15 protein-coding genes are annotated in these 16,076 nt (G+C 43.8%); 1 reads left to right on the top strand and 14 read right to left on the bottom strand.

Features of this window, described 5'->3' with window-relative positions; genetic code table 11:
- Positions 1 to 191: 191 nt before the first annotated feature.
- The 10 genes from CA600_RS26225 to scfA all read right to left on the bottom strand — a co-directional run bounded on the left by CA600_RS26225 (position 192) and on the right by scfA (position 10,545).
- Positions 192 to 1,313, bottom strand: a complete 1,122-nt coding sequence (locus CA600_RS26225; protein WP_094874096.1) for an NAD(P)/FAD-dependent oxidoreductase — start codon at positions 1,311 to 1,313, stop codon at positions 192 to 194.
- A 17-nt stretch (positions 1,314 to 1,330) separates the two neighbouring features.
- A complete protein-coding gene (locus CA600_RS26220) occupies positions 1,331 to 2,317 on the bottom strand; it encodes a FecCD family ABC transporter permease (protein ID WP_179281743.1) in 987 nt (328 codons plus the stop codon).
- Positions 2,317 to 3,363 (bottom strand): FecCD family ABC transporter permease, encoded by a 1,047-nt coding sequence (locus tag CA600_RS26215; protein WP_094874094.1) that lies wholly within the window; start codon positions 3,361 to 3,363, stop codon positions 2,317 to 2,319. The genes CA600_RS26220 and CA600_RS26215 overlap by 1 nt, the downstream gene beginning before the upstream one ends.
- A gap of 68 nt (positions 3,364 to 3,431) precedes the next feature.
- Complete coding sequence (locus tag CA600_RS26210) at positions 3,432 to 4,253, bottom strand: alpha/beta hydrolase (protein WP_094874093.1); 822 nt, start codon at positions 4,251 to 4,253, stop codon at positions 3,432 to 3,434.
- Complete coding sequence (locus CA600_RS26205) at positions 4,250 to 5,266, bottom strand: ABC transporter substrate-binding protein (RefSeq protein WP_094874092.1); 1,017 nt, start codon at positions 5,264 to 5,266, stop codon at positions 4,250 to 4,252. Before CA600_RS26205 ends, CA600_RS26210 begins: the two co-directional genes overlap by 4 nt.
- Before the next feature lie 112 nt (positions 5,267 to 5,378).
- Positions 5,379 to 6,491: a helix-turn-helix domain-containing protein gene (locus tag CA600_RS26200; protein ID WP_094874091.1), complete on the bottom strand. Its 1,113-nt coding sequence runs from the start codon at positions 6,489 to 6,491 to the stop codon at positions 5,379 to 5,381.
- Between the two features lie 217 nt (positions 6,492 to 6,708).
- The gene (locus CA600_RS26195; protein WP_179281742.1) at positions 6,709 to 7,566 is read right to left on the bottom strand and encodes a hypothetical protein; all 858 of its coding nucleotides are present in this window, start codon (positions 7,564 to 7,566) and stop codon (positions 6,709 to 6,711) included.
- A complete protein-coding gene (locus CA600_RS26190; protein ID WP_094874090.1) occupies positions 7,559 to 8,137 on the bottom strand; it encodes a sigma-70 family RNA polymerase sigma factor in 579 nt (192 codons plus the stop codon). Before CA600_RS26190 ends, CA600_RS26195 begins: the two co-directional genes overlap by 8 nt.
- A 741-nt stretch (positions 8,138 to 8,878) precedes the next feature.
- Positions 8,879 to 10,273, bottom strand: coding sequence for a thioether cross-link-forming SCIFF peptide maturase (scfB, locus tag CA600_RS26185; protein WP_094874089.1), 1,395 nt, complete (start codon positions 10,271 to 10,273; stop codon positions 8,879 to 8,881).
- A gap of 122 nt (positions 10,274 to 10,395) precedes the next feature.
- Positions 10,396 to 10,545: a six-cysteine ranthipeptide SCIFF gene (gene scfA, locus CA600_RS26180; RefSeq protein ID WP_076098734.1), complete on the bottom strand. Its 150-nt coding sequence runs from the start codon at positions 10,543 to 10,545 to the stop codon at positions 10,396 to 10,398.
- A 285-nt stretch (positions 10,546 to 10,830) separates the two neighbouring features.
- Here scfA and CA600_RS26175 point away from each other — a divergent pair, with 285 nt between their 5' ends.
- Positions 10,831 to 12,543: an alpha-keto acid decarboxylase family protein gene (locus CA600_RS26175; RefSeq protein WP_094874088.1), complete on the top strand. Its 1,713-nt coding sequence runs from the start codon at positions 10,831 to 10,833 to the stop codon at positions 12,541 to 12,543.
- 167 nt (positions 12,544 to 12,710) lie between these two features.
- Here the strand turns inward: CA600_RS26175 and CA600_RS26170 are convergent, their stop codons facing one another.
- The 4 genes from CA600_RS26170 to CA600_RS31935 all read right to left on the bottom strand — a co-directional run bounded on the left by CA600_RS26170 (position 12,711) and on the right by CA600_RS31935 (position 16,000).
- On the bottom strand, positions 12,711 to 13,280 hold the full coding sequence (locus CA600_RS26170; protein WP_094874087.1) for an SF0329 family protein: 570 nt from the start codon (positions 13,278 to 13,280) through the stop codon (positions 12,711 to 12,713).
- A gap of 637 nt (positions 13,281 to 13,917) precedes the next feature.
- Positions 13,918 to 14,781 (bottom strand): RNA polymerase sigma factor SigJ, encoded by an 864-nt coding sequence (gene sigJ / locus CA600_RS26165; protein ID WP_094874086.1) that lies wholly within the window; start codon positions 14,779 to 14,781, stop codon positions 13,918 to 13,920.
- A 35-nt stretch (positions 14,782 to 14,816) separates the two neighbouring features.
- On the bottom strand, positions 14,817 to 15,620 hold the full coding sequence (locus CA600_RS26160; RefSeq protein WP_256990020.1) for an NAD(P)/FAD-dependent oxidoreductase: 804 nt from the start codon (positions 15,618 to 15,620) through the stop codon (positions 14,817 to 14,819).
- Positions 15,521 to 16,000: an FAD-dependent oxidoreductase gene (locus CA600_RS31935; RefSeq protein ID WP_256990019.1), complete on the bottom strand. Its 480-nt coding sequence runs from the start codon at positions 15,998 to 16,000 to the stop codon at positions 15,521 to 15,523. The genes CA600_RS26160 and CA600_RS31935 overlap by 100 nt, the downstream gene beginning before the upstream one ends.
- Between the last annotated feature and the right edge of the window lie 76 nt (positions 16,001 to 16,076).

Below are 16,076 nucleotides of genomic sequence, written 5' to 3'. Positions count from 1 at the left end.
TGAATGTTTGGACTTCCGGCCGCTGTTGTCACCAGATTTCTTGATTAATACCATGTTTCATGGTTGAAATCCGGTGACAAAGGCGGTCACTACGTTCCTACAGTTCCAAACTTCCCCTCCATCACTTTTCCTTTTTAGAATGTTTTTAGTTCAACTTATATAGAAGGTTTTTTTATCCGTGTTGCTTCTAATCAATTTATAGCGTGCTCTAATGCATAGTCTTCAAGCTGAATATCTACCTGCTGATCCAGGGCTAGCTTGGCTAGCTGCTCACCAAGAAAAGGTCCCATCGTTAATCCGGATGCCCCTAGTCCATTAGCCACAATTAGCTTATTCCAGCCTTGAACCCTTCCTAGCACCGGAAGAAAATCTGCAGCAAAGGGACGGAACCCTACTCTTATCTCATTTAGGCTGCAATCGGCAAGGCCGGAAGCCGTTTGCAGACCTTTATTTAATATTTCTTGCATTCCACCTGCGGTTACAGAGGTATCATAACCTACGACATCATTCTCGTGAGTAGCACCTACCACGATATTTTGATCCGCAAATGCAAGGATATATTGATCTGTAGGTGGCATTACCACAGGCCATTGCTCTGTACTCGCTTGTTTAGCAAGCTTCAAGTGCATAATTTGAGCCTTCTGATAACGCACCTGGAGCATGATCCCGAGCGGATGAAGCACCGCATTGGACCAGGCTCCTGCGCACACAATCACTTCATCCGCCGTGAATGTCTGATCTCCTACGCTAACCGCTTTAATTTCGTGATTCTCATGCTCTAAGATAGCATCTCCCTCAATCATCTGTGCACCGTTACGCTGTGCTGCTCTTAGCAAAGCATCACGTAATGCACGTCCATCCACTCTTGCTGCACCCGATACATGAAGCGCATGATAGCCTTCCGATAATAATGGAAACTTCTCTTGTGCTTCCAGATCCGTCAGCATCGTAAGTTCACCGATTTCAGGTGCGTCCTCTCTGCGAAGCTCCGCTCTTTCCTTCATCGCAAGTAATTTTGATACATCATCATGAATACATATCGCTCCTACTTTTGCATATCCGGTCTCGGCTTCTCCAGCCTCTTGAAGCTCCTGAATAAGAGCTGGATAGAAGCTTGCTCCCGCTTTAGCAAGGCGATACCATGCTTTGTTTCTACGTTGAGACAACCATGGACAAATAATCCCTGCGGCTGCATCTGTTGCTTGTCCAACATCTTTACGATCTATAATGATGACTTCAGCACCTAATTTACTGATCTGATAAGCTGCTGAAGCTCCTAATATCCCTGCACCAATTACAATAACCTTTTTCATGTCCGAAGTCCCTTCCGTTATTCACTTTTAATTAATAAATATAAGAAGTAAGGAGCGCCGATTAAAGCCACGACCACTCCTGCTGGTATTTCCGTATTGGCTACGACCATTTTACCAAGCGCATCTGCAATAACCACTAATCCGCCTCCGATTAATAAGCATGCGGGAATCATGATTTTATGGCCACGAAAGAGACGTCTAACTAAATGTGGAACTACCAGTCCTACAAATCCAATACTACCACTCACAGCAACCGCTGGTGCTGCCAATAAGACACTACACACTAGAAACAAAACACGATATTTATTTAAAGACACCCCTAAGCTGATGACTACGGGATCGTTAAGCCTTAACACATCCAATATAAGATGTTTCCGAATTAATAAAGGCACAATAATAAGTAACCAAGGTAGCATAGCATACACATGATTCCAATTACTATTCCCAATGTTTCCTGCCAGCCACACCTTGATCATTTGATATTGTGAAGGTTCTAGTACGAAGGTTAACACAATCATAAAGGCACTAATCGCAGCCGCAATAGCAATGCCTGTATAAATTAATCGTATGGGAATAATACCCTGATTGCGATCATAGGACAGCAAAAATAATAGGGCCACAACGAAAAACCCACCCATTAACGCATACAATGGCTGAACATAAGTATGTAGACCGGTAGAGCTATTTTGTAAAAGTAAAAATAACATCATGGATAATCCAGCACCAGCATTTATCCCTAGTATACCTGGGTCTGCTAATGCATTTCGACTTATAGCTTGTAGCAGCATTCCTGCTATCGCCAACGCGCCACCCACTAGAAAACCCAAGATCATACGAGGAATACGAAACTGAAAAAGTACAAGCTCCTGCCTCGTTGTGCCATTGCCTAATAAGGTTTGCCATAACTCTTGTAAGCTTAAGCTGCTTTGACCGGTAGATACACTATAGATAAAACCTAGCAGTAAAAGTATAGCTATGATTATAAATTTCCAGCTTAGCTTCACTATAGCTCCCGCCTTTCTTTACGTGCCAAAAATAGAAAGAACGGGACACCGATAACGGCAATTACAGCACCAACAGGAATTTCATAAGGGGCATTTACAATCCGTGCCACTAAATCAGCAAGTACAACAAGGATTGCCCCTAGAACGGCGGATAGAGGAATAATATAACGATAATCGACACCAACGAAGTAACGAACCAAATGAGGAGCCATTAACCCAACAAAGCTTACAGATCCAGCTAAAGCACATGAAATCCCAGCTAGCATAAAGGCTGATAAAAGCGCGAGATTCTTGATAAGTTTAATATTAACGCCTAAACCTTCCGCTGTCTCATCCCCTACAGATAGTATTGTAATCGACTTCGAAATCACGATGGCAAGAAGTAGAGCAAGAAGCATCCAAGGCAGCATCTGCTGCAAATGAGCCATACTAATGCCACTTAAACCGCCTCCATACCAAAAAGCCACCTGCTGTGCCACTGAGAAAAAGATACTTATTCCTTCACTTAAAGCAGTGAGCATAGCAGATATGGCAGCACCCGCTAATACAAGTCGAATAGGCGTCAACCCTCGTTTACTTAATAGACCCACACTAAATACTAAACCCGCTCCCAATCCCGCACCTATGATACAGAGCCAAAGTGTGCCTGTAAATGTAAGGGTAGGCAGGAATACCATTGCAATAACTAACGTGACACCTGCCCCAGCATTTAATCCAAGAATACCTGAATCCGCTAAAGGGTTCCGGCTAACCCCTTGAATAATTGCTCCACTTACGGCAAATCCAGCACCTGTAGCCATAGCGGCAAGTACCCGGGGTAAACGAATGGACTGGATCACCTGATGCGTAGAAGCTGTATCATCAAAAGCAAAAATCGATAGGAATACATCTGCAAAGGGTATTTTTTTCGCTCCTAGTGCCATAGCAAGTACTAATACGCCTATTAATAGAACTAGCATGAAGATCAGCAACACAAAAAAGGAAAGCTTTTTTTCTACTGGTAGTGATGTTTTCTGAACATTCGAGTTCAAAGACAATGTTTCCATCCCTTTCCCTTCCCTTTACAAAAAGAGCCAGCCAAGGGGCTAGCTCAGATGCAAACGAATATGATTGTCTAACGCAAGTCAGAGGATGTTGTAAGCATAAATTTAACGGCTCGACTAATCGCAGCAGAGATTACACTTACATGCTCCTCTTGCTCAAGCAATGCCCAGCTTACTTCGAAGCTTGGAATGTGTAACGACATCATGCTGTTACATAAATCCAAGCTATCCTTGACCATATAATCAAGCTCATCTCCACCGACTATCATTAGCGTTTTAGGTAGTTGATTTAACGTATTGCTGTGCAACTCAGCTTTAAATTTCTCATACTCATGTAACAGTCCGTAATCATTCCACCAGATGGAAGCACTGCTTGCAATATAATGTGAAAACAAGGTGGATTTTGTAAACAAAGCATGCAGAACGAATAATCCGCCAAAGGAATGACCAAACAACGCTTGCTTGTGCTTATGGATATCGAACCGCTGGGCAATGGCTGGCATTAACTCTTGTTCAAAAAAAGCAAGCAGCTCATCTGCCCCGCCAAACTCTGGCCAAGGCTCCCCGTTCGGACGCTTCGGTAAATTCGCAAGCTCGGCTGGCATCGTTAAATCATAGGTTCGCCGCACCGTATCAAAGGCCTCACCACCAGGATAACCAATGCCTACAACAATCGCGGGTGGATAGCCTTTAGGCTTACGCGTCAGCAACCGAGTGATTTCAGCAGCGGTCTCAAATAGTCCATTACCATCTAGCACATAAATAACACCATAGCCATCCTGCGCAGGTTCATCCAAAGGTAGTGCAATAAAAATCTCATAGTCCAGATTATTAGCTTCACTCGTAATCAGCATCGTTTCATAGTTGGGCTTTACGTATGGTTTGATGATCATGGCTTCAGGAACGCCACGATATCGTCCATCGTCTTTTGATAAGCAATTAATCCGCTGGATCTCCAGTGATCGCCATCCACCTCGAACACTTTACCCGCTTGAACCGCAGGCAGCGCCTTCCATAAGGGACTAGCTTTAATGTCTGCCAGGAAGGCATCTCCGAGACCATCATTATCATTAATGAAGATATAATCAGCATCTAAATCAGACAGCATTTCCAGCGAAATATCAGCAGACATTTCACCTTCTACAAGAGCACTTTGAGCAAATCCCAGCTCACTCAGCACATAACCCCCGTAATGGAAGTTACCCACCAGAAAGATTGCCCGGGCATTCGCATTAATATAAATCGCTTTTTTACCGGCAGAAACGCTAGCTAACTGTGCTTTAGTCTCTTCTAACTTTTTATTATAAGCAGCAATAGCTTCTGTAGCCTTATCTTCTAATCCTAGCAGTTTGGCAATCGTTTCTGTGGCTTCCACTACGTTACCAAGCGCATTTTTAAACACGTAAGTTGGAGCAATTTGCGAATAGTTTTCATAGACACCATTTTGTGCATAAAAGGCCGTTGGGAATATAATTAATTCCGGCTCCAAATCCACTACAGATTCTGGAGAGGGAATACCATTAGCAAAGCTAATTTCTTCTACACCACTTAACGTATCCTGTAGATATTGCTGTGGTCTTTCACCTGTGGACCATTGGGCTACTGGGGTTACGCCAAGCGTAACTAGGTAATCCTCTAATCCAGGTGCATACACCTTCTGTACTGTTCCGGGAATGTTTACTGTATTGCCTACTTGGTCAGTCACCACAAACGCTTCTCTAGCTGCGACTTCCGTTTCTTGTACAGCCGGTGCATCCGTTGCAGTTGCGCTCGCTTCACTAGTTGTTGCTGGAGTATCTGTTGCTTGTGAATTAGCCGCATTATTACTGCCACAAGCTGTTAGTAGAATGGATAATAAACCAACCATTACAACATAACTTATTATTTTTGTCTTAAACCCCTTCATGATTGACCTTCCCTCTTTCCTATGTTCTCAATAATAATCATTCTCAGTATTGAGTTTATAAGAGATAGGATCGGTTGACCATGTAACATCTTATGATTCCACATGTACATTTTCAAGGTATCATCATCACTGCGACTTCCTCTAGCATTCGCTTTAAAGCGACAGGGGAATATTCAAACCAAGGATCGGAATGAATAACATAGATTTGTTGCCGCTCTATAGCCTCTAACAGCTTGAATCCTGAATCTCTCTGCAAATGATGCCATGTTGCTCGTGACTCATCATCAGGGCATATAATCGTAAACAGCTTATCTACCTTCAAAGTACCTAGCTCTTCAAAAGAAATCTCGGCATTATATACACCAGGCTGTTCATAACTTGATACCGCTCCCAAATCCTGAAATAAAAGATGCTGTATACCTGTATTGCAATAAGCAAAGATTTGCTGCTGATAGATACGTATAACTAGCACTTTAGGTGGTGTAGAGGTCCAGGCTAATCCGCGACGAACCTCTTCCAATCTTGATCTATATTGTGTGATCCACTGCTTCGCTTCTTCTTGTTTATTTAATCGGGCAGCAAGTTCAGTTAATGCTATTAAGCAATCTTGTTTATCATCCAGCCAATAGATGGGGAAATGATCCTCTATCTGTTTTACCAGCTCTGACGATAAATCTTTTGGAGAAATAAGAAGATCGAGTGGCAAATGCAATAGCTCATTTGGGCTGCAATAATTTTTATTTTGGGTCAAGATTACCTTATGTTCGATGTCTTGCGACCACAAATTATAGTAATAAGGTGTCCATTTGGCGCTTAGGGGTGCCGCAAAAGGGATAATTCCCGCCGCAAGTAGATACCCCATCATATTCCCAGTTACAACGCCGATATTAGATTTTTGCTGACTAGAGTACATCGTTGGGGATATCCCTTCGACCTTTTTGAACACTCGACTAAAATAAAACTCATCACTATATCCAACAGCCTCTGCTACAAACTTCAAGCGAACGTGATCTTGCTGCAATAATTGTTTAGCCTTTTGAATCCGTAGCTGCGTAACAAACTCCATTGGACTTTGTATGTATTCCTGTTTGAACGCCGAGGAAAAATAACTGGAGCTAAGGCCAGTAAGATCAGCTAAATAGGATAAAGACAAAGGCTTCGTGAAATTCTCTTCTATGTATTTTTTAACCTCGCTTAAATCTGTTTTTTGAGATTGCCTTTGCATCCTGTCACCTCTTTACTGCTTATATAAATACAGTTTGATTCATACACTTATTCATATGCTGGTTGACGTATCTATTGATAATTATTCTCAATTATACTTTTGTTTTGGGAAGCTAGCAATGGTTAGGATGTGTATAGCCTCGTAAAAAAAGACGCTAAGGGAAATCCCCTCGCGCCTTCTTTATGTGTATCTATGGATACTACCCTAAGTAGCTCATTTATTTTGAATCTACAACCGGAACCGAAGCTGGAGCTGCAACTACGCCTTCATTCTTCTGCAAGTTCTCTTTCACTTCTTCAGTCCCTAAGGACTTCACAGGAGCACCGATGCTGAAACTGTCGATGATCTTCCCAAGTGTGGCTTGGTCAAAGTCTTCTTGAGCATACAGTTCAACAGTAAAGCCTTCTTGTTCCCAAATCACAATTCCATTAGCAAAATAAACCTTAGTCCCGTTGATTACTTCTGTTTTCACTTCTTCCGTAGTGCTGATCCCATTGTCGCCGCCCTTGGAGATTAGAAAATTAACAGCTTTATCCCCGGAGTTATATTGCACTTCAGCCATGCTGGTTCCCTGAAGAACAACATTCACAAACGCATAGTCTGCCATCCAGGTTGGTGCCGGGAAGTTCATGCCAAGCTCCGCACGTGCTTCATCCAGGCTCAACTTAGCTGCAACTGGCAATTCAATGGCAACATTCTCCCCGCCTTTCCCCTCTTCAGATGAAGTCATTGACTGTCCAGCTTGGGGAATCTCCTTATCATATTGCGTGATTTCGAGATTTCCCACTTCAAACTTTGCCATGATCGATTGGAACATATCCTGTGCATAGGAGGTTGCAGAGAATGCTCCACCCACACAAATTACTGCACTGCCAATCACTATTGCATTTCTCCAGCTACTTTTTTTCATCGTTATCCCGTCCTTTTTCTCTGATTTGGGTTCAAGAGCTCCATGGTCCAGCTTGTATATCAATCGGTTATAAATTCTTTCTTTGGCGGCGGTGTTATCCTGTTCGACATTCTCAAGCAACTCTATGGTCTTGCTGAATTCGTTGAGATCATTTTTCTTATTCATGGTTGAATCCTCCTGCTTTTAAGGAAATATGCAGTTTTTTCAGACTTCTATGCAAAACGACGCCAATATTAGACTCACTGACACCCATGATCTGTGCGACTTCGGAATTTTTCAGTCCAGCCCCATATTTCATGGCAATGATATTACGTTCCTTCTCACGCAGCTTGGAGAGCGCCTTGAAGAGTGCTTGATTATTATCCTCACGAATCGCCAGTTCCTCCGGAGACGGCTTGGGAAATATGAGCTCCAGCAAAGAATCTAGTGAGGTGTAGCTTCTTTTCTTCTGCCCCCGGAAGTAATCCGTCACAGCATTTCTTACAATGGCAAACAGCCAAACCTCGAAATTCGATTTTTCTTCTGAAAAGCTATAATACTTGCACATCACCGTCTCAAACACCTGACTGCAAATGTCCTCCGACACGTGGTGGTTATTAATACGATAGCTAATATATTTGTAAACACGTTTGTAATACATATCATACATCCGAGTAAATTCCTCTTTTGACATGATGGCATCGCGTGATCTTTCTAAATTCTTATAACGGTCCACAGTACCCTGGATAACCTCCATCTCCACCCTCCTTCCACCTCCCCTTCATCAATAGCTAAACAAATTGCGCAATTTGTTGTGAAGAAACTTACATAAGTTAATACGTAGAAAAGCCCAAACCATTAACAAATGTTTTGATGATTGTGGGAGGGTGGGGGAAAAGGGTGAAGGATCACAATTTGCGAAAGCGGCGATACTTGAGTTGCGGGGTGGATATTTGTGTGGGAGAGAAGGGGAGAAGCTCAGCGCTATAATTCAATGATTTCATAGTTATGTACTTCAAGACTTTCAGAATCTATACAAAACACTTGTATATCCAGTGCATCTATAAGCTTTTCCATGTGATCTCTTTCTATATAACTGTTATCATAACATGTTCATTCCAAGTACCGTCTATTAACAGGATGTTTTGTATTTGCCCAATGGTATAACTCAATACTTCTCCCAAATCGCTCCTCCTGAAGCTGTCGATTTCATTTATAAGCGGATCACAACGCGGCCATTCCTTTTCAAAACAGCTCATTATAACTAGACCAAAACACGGCTAGCAATGTTCTGGACTGCTGATATACCAACCTCTCTCGCGGAATTCATTCCAAAGATTCAGATTAAAAGACGATCAGTGATCTGCACTTTACAGAAACCGATCAATCTCATATTTTACGGTCCTCCTTCTCTAAATTCATACAAAAAAACCGAGAAAGAGCACTTCATTTTAAAGTGTCTATTTCTCGGTTACCGTTTATTCATCCGTTACGTTAACTAGCTAGATTGCTCTTCCATCGCTCTAATCGATTCATCCACCTTTACCATCATGGAACATTCGACTCTTTTGCGGAAGATGTCACAACTGAAGTCATAGGTTCCCACCAGGGAACCCGTCGCGTGCAGCGCATTGGCAGGGCAACCGCCGCTGCAGTAGAGTTTCGCCCAGCAGTCTTTGCATTCCGGCTTCGAGTAGCAGTTGCTCTCTTTAAATTGACATTGCAGCTCAGGTTTTGTGATTCCATCCCAGACGTTTCCCATGCTGTATTCTTCATCCCCGACGAACTGGTGGCAAGGAAAAAGCTCTCCCCAGGGGGTGACCGCAAGATATTCGGTTCCTGAACCACAGCCAGTAATTCTCTTCTGGATGCAAGGCCCTTCTGAGAGGTCAAGCATGTAGTGATAAAAGGTAAACCCCTTGCCTTGTTCACCGCGACCGATCATTTCCTTGGCGAGAATTTCGTACTGGTTGTATATCTCCGGGAGGTCCTCCTCGGTAAGGGCATAGGGTTCTCTTGGATCACAAATGACCGGTTCCATCGAGAGCTTGTCAAATCCAAGGTCGGCGATATGAAAAATATCATTGGTGAAATCGACATTATTTCGAGTGTAGGTTCCTCGTACATAGTACTCTTGGTCTCCGCGCTTACGAACGAACTCTTGGAACTTCGGAAGAATGTGATCGTAGCTGCCTTTTCCGTTAACCGTCTTACGAAGCCGGTCATGAACCTCTTTTCTACCATCCAGGCTTAATACGACATTGTACATTTCCTGATTTAAAAACTCGGTGACTTCATCATTTAGCAGCATCCCATTCGTCGTGAAGGTGAAGCGGAACTTCTTTTTGAATTCTTGTTCTTTGCTTCTTGCATAAGCTACGATCTGTTTAACTACTTTCCAGGCCAAAAGCGGTTCCCCACCGAAAAAGTCGATGTCCAGGTTGCGATGATGACCCGAATTTTCAAGCAGGTAATCGATAGCTTTTTGTCCAACCTCATAGCTCATGATTGCTCTATCTCCGTTGTATTTCCCTTGGCTGGCGAAGCAATAGTCGCAGGATAGATTACAGGTATGTGCTACATTGAGGCAGAGCGCTTTGACATAAGTTTTTCGTTTTTTTAAATCGAGCGAGAGGTTCTCGAACTCATCTTTTGTAAAGAGCTGACCATCATTTATAAGCTCCTCGATATCCACAATGGTTTCTCGAATGTCGCTCTCGGAAATGCTGGAATCCTGTTTATATCTTTCCAACATCATTGTCACGATTTTTTCGACAGAAGTTTCCTCATAAAGCGCTATAATTTCATATGCTAGGTCATCCACAACATGTACCGATCCACTGTAAGTGTCGAGCACGATATTGTATCCGTTTAGTTTATATTGATGAATCATACTTACTAATCAAGCTCCTTTTACACACAAGTAGAAACGGCTTTGCCTTCCTTTAGAGTTAGCGTCCGTTTCTTAAAAATAGCCGCCCATCAGCAGAGCAATGGGCGGTAACATTCCGAATCCTATCTGTTCATTGCATTTTCACACTTCTGGTTTGCAACTCCGCAGGAAGTTTTACAAGCGGACTGGCAAGAGGTCTGGCATGCGCCGCATCCGCCGTGTTTTGCAGTATCCATCAGTTTGCGGGTGCTCAGTGTTACGATTCTTTTCACGATAAATGACTCCTTCTGTAATTTCTTGTGTTCACTTTCACTTAATTTCCATGGAACATCGTAGCAACATCACGTAAGTACGTCTATGATTCCCGTCACCTAGCAGAACAGAATGATCTCAAACATAAAATAAAGTAGTATTCGCGCTAATTCCCGTGCTATCTCTCAAGCTTGTGATCATAGGTGTGGCAGCAGGAACCGAAGTCGGGAAGAATAACCAGTAATGAAAAGGGGATCTTATTCAAGAGAAGACTTAAAAGTATAGGGAGTGAGCAAGAGGTGGGAATGAAAACAGCGATGAACAGCTCTAACCCGACAACAGGAACAGCTCAAAAAACACTTGGGCAGTATTTGTTCGATTGCCTGAAGCTGGAGGGTATTACCGAAATTTTCGGCGTTGCCGGAGACTATAATTTCACACTACTGGATGCACTGGAGCAGTATAACGGCATCCGGTTTGTTAGTGGACGAAATGAATTAAATTCAGGTTATGCAGCGGATGGATACGCAAGAGTTAAAGGTATGTCCGCTCTTATCACAACTTTCGGGGTCGGGGAGCTTAGTGCCTGTAATGCGATAGCCGGAGCCAACAGCGAGCATGTGCCACTGATTCACATCGTAGGTGCACCTCCCGAGAAGGATCAGATGGAACACAAGCTGATGCACCACACGCTTATGAATGGAGACTTCGATGTCTTCCATAAGGTGTATGAGCTGCTTACGGCTTATACCGCGAAACTGACACCGGAAAATGCCGAGATTGAAATTCCTGCCGCCATACGTATTGCCAAAGAAAAGAAAAAGCCAGTATATCTGGTTGTGGCTGATGATTTAGTGGCTAAGCCGATCATTGCCCGCCAAGAACCTGTCCCGCCACGTCCAGCGTCCAATTTTAAAACCCTTCAGGCAGCAACGGAACATGTCCGCCAGCTACTGGAGCGTGCACACCGGCCGGTCATTCTGATTGATGTCAAAACAATGCGCTTCGGCTTAGAGGCAGCGGTTCGGACGTTGGCCGACGCCATGAATGTACCTGTTGCGACAATGATGTTCGGAAAAGGGGCATTCGACGAAACCCATCCGAATTATATTGGGATGTACGAAGGCTCTTTCGGAAGCTCTGAGGTCCAAACCATAGTAGAAAATGCAGACTGTGTCATAGCGGTAGGCATGGTATCCGCGGACACTAACACTGCGAATTTCACTGTGAAACTGAACCCACTGATGACAATAGATATTCAACCGGATATGGTCAAGGTCGCAGAAGCAGAGTATCCAAATGTATTTGCTGCTGACATGCTGCTTGCGGTGCAGAAGGTTGGTTACAAAGGCCAAGGTTTAGCTGGCAAACCGACATTCCCGTACGACCAAATCACCGGCAGTACCAATGAGTCACTAACTGCAGCCATTTATTATCCTCGTTTTCAGCAGATGCTGAAAGAAGGAGATATTGTGATCGCTGAGACCGGTACGTTTTACAACGGAATGGCGCAAGTACGGCTGCCGCGTAATGTAACATATATTGCTCAGGGAGGTTGGGAGTCCATTGGTTATGCCACTCCTTCGGCATACGGTGCCAGTATCGCTGCCCCGGACCGACGGGTGTTGTTATTTACAGGTGACGGCTCCTTGCAGTTGACAGCCCAAGAGATCAGCTCCATGCTCTATTATGAATGCAAGCCCATTATTTTCGTCTTGAACAACGATGGTTATACAATCGAGAAATATTTAAATGTTAAAACAGAGGAACAGCAATATAACAAAATTCCGCGCTGGTCATATACCAAGCTGGCCGAAGCTTTTGGAGGCGATGCGTTTGCCGTGACTGTCCGAACCTATGGAGAGCTTGATCAGGCTATAACCCAAGCTGATAAGGAACGTGCCGGCAGACTCTGTATCATTGAAATGATCGCCGCTGATCCTATGGACGCTCCCGAGAATATGCGCCGGATGCGCAACTATTTGGAGATGCAAGAGAAGCAGCGAAGCCAGAATTAGAATTAGCGGGGCCTAGGTTAGCCTTTTATTACTTCGTAAAAATGATAAGCATTCTCTAAATAATGCCCGATTAGCTTATGAACCAAGCTTATCGGGCATTATTTATTTCAACCGACTCCAGTATCTTTAATAGCCATTATGCCCTTTGCTTCTCTTCACTTTAAAATTCATAATGTACTACGCCGTAGTTCATAAAAATACTGTACAATTGGATGCTTTAACTTCATCTTCTCGCTCATGTTCAACATTCGCTTTTTTCCAACTCGTCTGTCCACTAAGGCTAAAATATTCAATAAGATATCGTCGCTCTCTAAGCTCTCCTCTATGGAAATAGATAAATACTTAGTAGCTGTAACAATAAAATTTGATTTACTTAATGACGTCTGTGCTGACAAAAGCTCCTTTGCAACTTCTGATATTTTTCTGCTTCTTGCAATTACGATTAGCCGATCCTCCGGGATGATCCCCTTACTATCTTTTCTAACCGCTTCAATGTCTTCATGGTTAATAGGAATTTGAAGATCTGAATCATTCTTAATCTCCTGCTCCGTCTGATACCATCTAATTGAGCTAGTTCTATCATTCATATTGAGTACGTTCTTTTTATCTACCGAAATATAACAATTCCCTGATTTATCAGGTAAATAACGGTAACTGCTTGCGCGATATTCAACCCTGCCGTATAACGCAGGACAGAGAAAACTCTCCAGTTGTTGCTTCAATTTGCTCCAGGACATGGATCCTCCTATGTTTTATGTTATAAATACCTGCTCAGGCAGTCGTTCTATTATACAATACATAATACAATCCCACTAAAACCTGAATCATATCTTGATATAAAAACAGAGGAACGACTTAAAATATTTGGTTTTTGTCCCCGCGGGAAGGGAAGTATATAGGTATTGTCAAGCGTTATCACGATAAGCACAAGGGAATGAATCACCCGGTCGAGATGTAAGTTAAAGGTGAAACGGTCGCTAGGATATGCAAGGTAACGAAAATTGGTCGTTCATCGCTGTACCTTCGTATTGCTGAATTGGGAATAAGCAGGGTAGAAAGTCGTCAAGCCTAACGGTTCGGCGGCTTTTTCCTTCGAACAACACTTTATCGCAACAATGCATTAATGTCCGATTGTACATCTATTCAGATTGAATGGACATGCCGAAAACCTAATAGCGGCGCGGGTTTGGATTGGTCATTACGAAAAACAATATTTTCAAAATAGGACATATTCGCCATGTCTAGCGTATGTTTCACGACATGTTTTTTGCTAACCTTTCGTTTATCGATAATTCCTTATACTAACCAAAACAAAAACCGCCATATAATAAGGCGGTCAATTTTGAAATATCGTTTCCGGTCGAATACTCTTTTTCATTTCAATAAAAGCCTCAGCTTATCCGGATTCCTAACAAAGTATAGGTTGCAAATCGCATTTCTCTCAACGTGTATCAGCACAACAACTTCGATGCCCTCGCCTGAACGGACAACAAGCCCAGTTTGACCATTTATATCCGTCATCTCGACATGCATGCCTCCTTCGTAATGAGGAGCCTTACGAATTAGACCGATAAGGAACCGTGCGACGAGATTGCGCGATTCAATAGGATGGACAGCGGCGAACGCTTTGCCCCCTCCATCAGAGACCAATACGACATCTTCGGCGAGTATGGATACAACCGTGTCCACGTTTCCCAGTTCGAGAGCCTTCAGGAATCGACGGACCCACTCTTCGCTCGCCGCTTCTGAGTGAACCTGCTCATCGAGGGTAATCCCCATCTTTCCTCTTGCACGGCTGAACAGTTTGCGGCAATTTGCTTCACTTTTGTCAACAAGTTCAGCAATATCTGAATATTCAAAGCCGAGCGCTTCACGAAGCACGAACACCGCCCGTTCCGTATGGGATAGCCTTTCAATCAGCACGAGCATAGCGTAAGACAACAGCTCGTCACGAACAACCGCTTCAAACGATTCATCATTGGGAGTAAGAATGGGCTCGGGAAGCCATTGTCCGAAATACAGTTCCCTCCGTTTACACGCCGATTTGAGTAAATCCCGACAGCGATTAGTCACCATTTTGCACAGATATGCTTTCGGTTTAACCAAACGCGCCAGATCTACGTCATTTATCTTCAGGAATACGTCCTGCACAACATCCTCCGCATCGGAAGCTGACCCGGTCAGTTGGTAGGCAAGCGTAAACAGCAGCCCTTTATACTGCTCATATAACTCCTGCATCTTACCACTTCCAATCTTATCCTCTAATTACATTATTATTTTAACAAACTTGGCGCATCCCATGTGAATTTTCTCAGTCGCCAACCCAGCTTTCCCGTAAAAACAATATCTACCCTCCATATACGTGTCCATACCAATCCATGCCCCGGACCTAAGCCAAAGCAGAAAAAGTCTATAAACCCCTTATGCGAGGGTGCAGGGCGCCCTTCAAGATCCGCCGACAAAATCTCTCCAAGCCTTGCCGCTTGAGCGGTCGCTTCCTTACACGTCTTCCCGTCCGCCCGTCCGCTAGCAGGGTCTACGATTTGGGCGCAGTCGCCGATACTGTATACACCCTGAGCACCCTGAACCCGATAACTTGCATCTACGATTACGTATCCTTCCGGAGTGACCGGTAACCCGATGTTTCGCAGCATTGGATTGGGTAACAGCCCCAGCGTCCAAACACATAGACCGACGGACATCGTTCCACCGCTAGATAAGGTAAGCGTTCCCTCTTTCTCCTGTAATACTCTGCTTCCTTGTAATACGGTTACTCCGCAAGCTTCAAGTGAACGTTCCAGTTTAAGCCCTACCTTGGCTGGGCCATCCGGGAATAGCCTCTTGTTCGTATTAAATAGTTTTATCCTCACAGCATCCGGATCAAGTCCCAATTGCTGCGCATCTTCTCGAACGAAATGAGCCAGTTCGGCAGATGTCTCGATGCCGCTTATGCCTGCTCCCGCAACGGCAATGGTCATTAATCTCTGCCGCTCTTTCGCGTTTGTTTCCTTAACGGCTTTTTGCATATTCGTGCGCCACGCCTCTCTGATCTTCCATGCGGCATCCAAACTCGCCAATGCCACCCCCCCTGATCAGGGTCGGGTTGCCGTACGACGCTGCCTACCGTCAAAACGAGAATGTCATATTTCATCGAATTCTCAATTCCTTCGGCATCCTGATAAAGCAGCCTTCTCTTCTCTGATTCGATTTTGGTTACGGTAGCCTGAACGAATTCAACCCCCACGGGAAACAACCTTGTCAGTGGGACAATTATATCTTCGTCTCCAGCCGCAGGCTTAAAAAGCAAAACTTTGCGAAAGTGATAGGGATTCTTGTCGATTAGAATAAGTCGAAGCGGACGCTGGCTTGCCTCACCCTTAAACGTTTTTCGAATCACATTAACCGCATTAATGCCCGCATATCCTCCGCCAACGATGATGCATATCAATTCTTTCATTTCAACCACTCCTTATTTTGTTTTGCTTATAAAACGAGATAAGGGGTCGTGTTGTGACAACAGCGATATGTTGACG

Source organism: Paenibacillus sp. VTT E-133280, assembly GCF_002264385.1.
Classification (GTDB): Bacteria; Bacillota; Bacilli; order Paenibacillales; family Paenibacillaceae; genus Paenibacillus_AQ; species Paenibacillus_AQ nitricinens.
The sequence above is the reverse complement of the archived record's forward strand: the minus strand, read 5'-3'. Positions and strand labels throughout refer to the sequence as shown.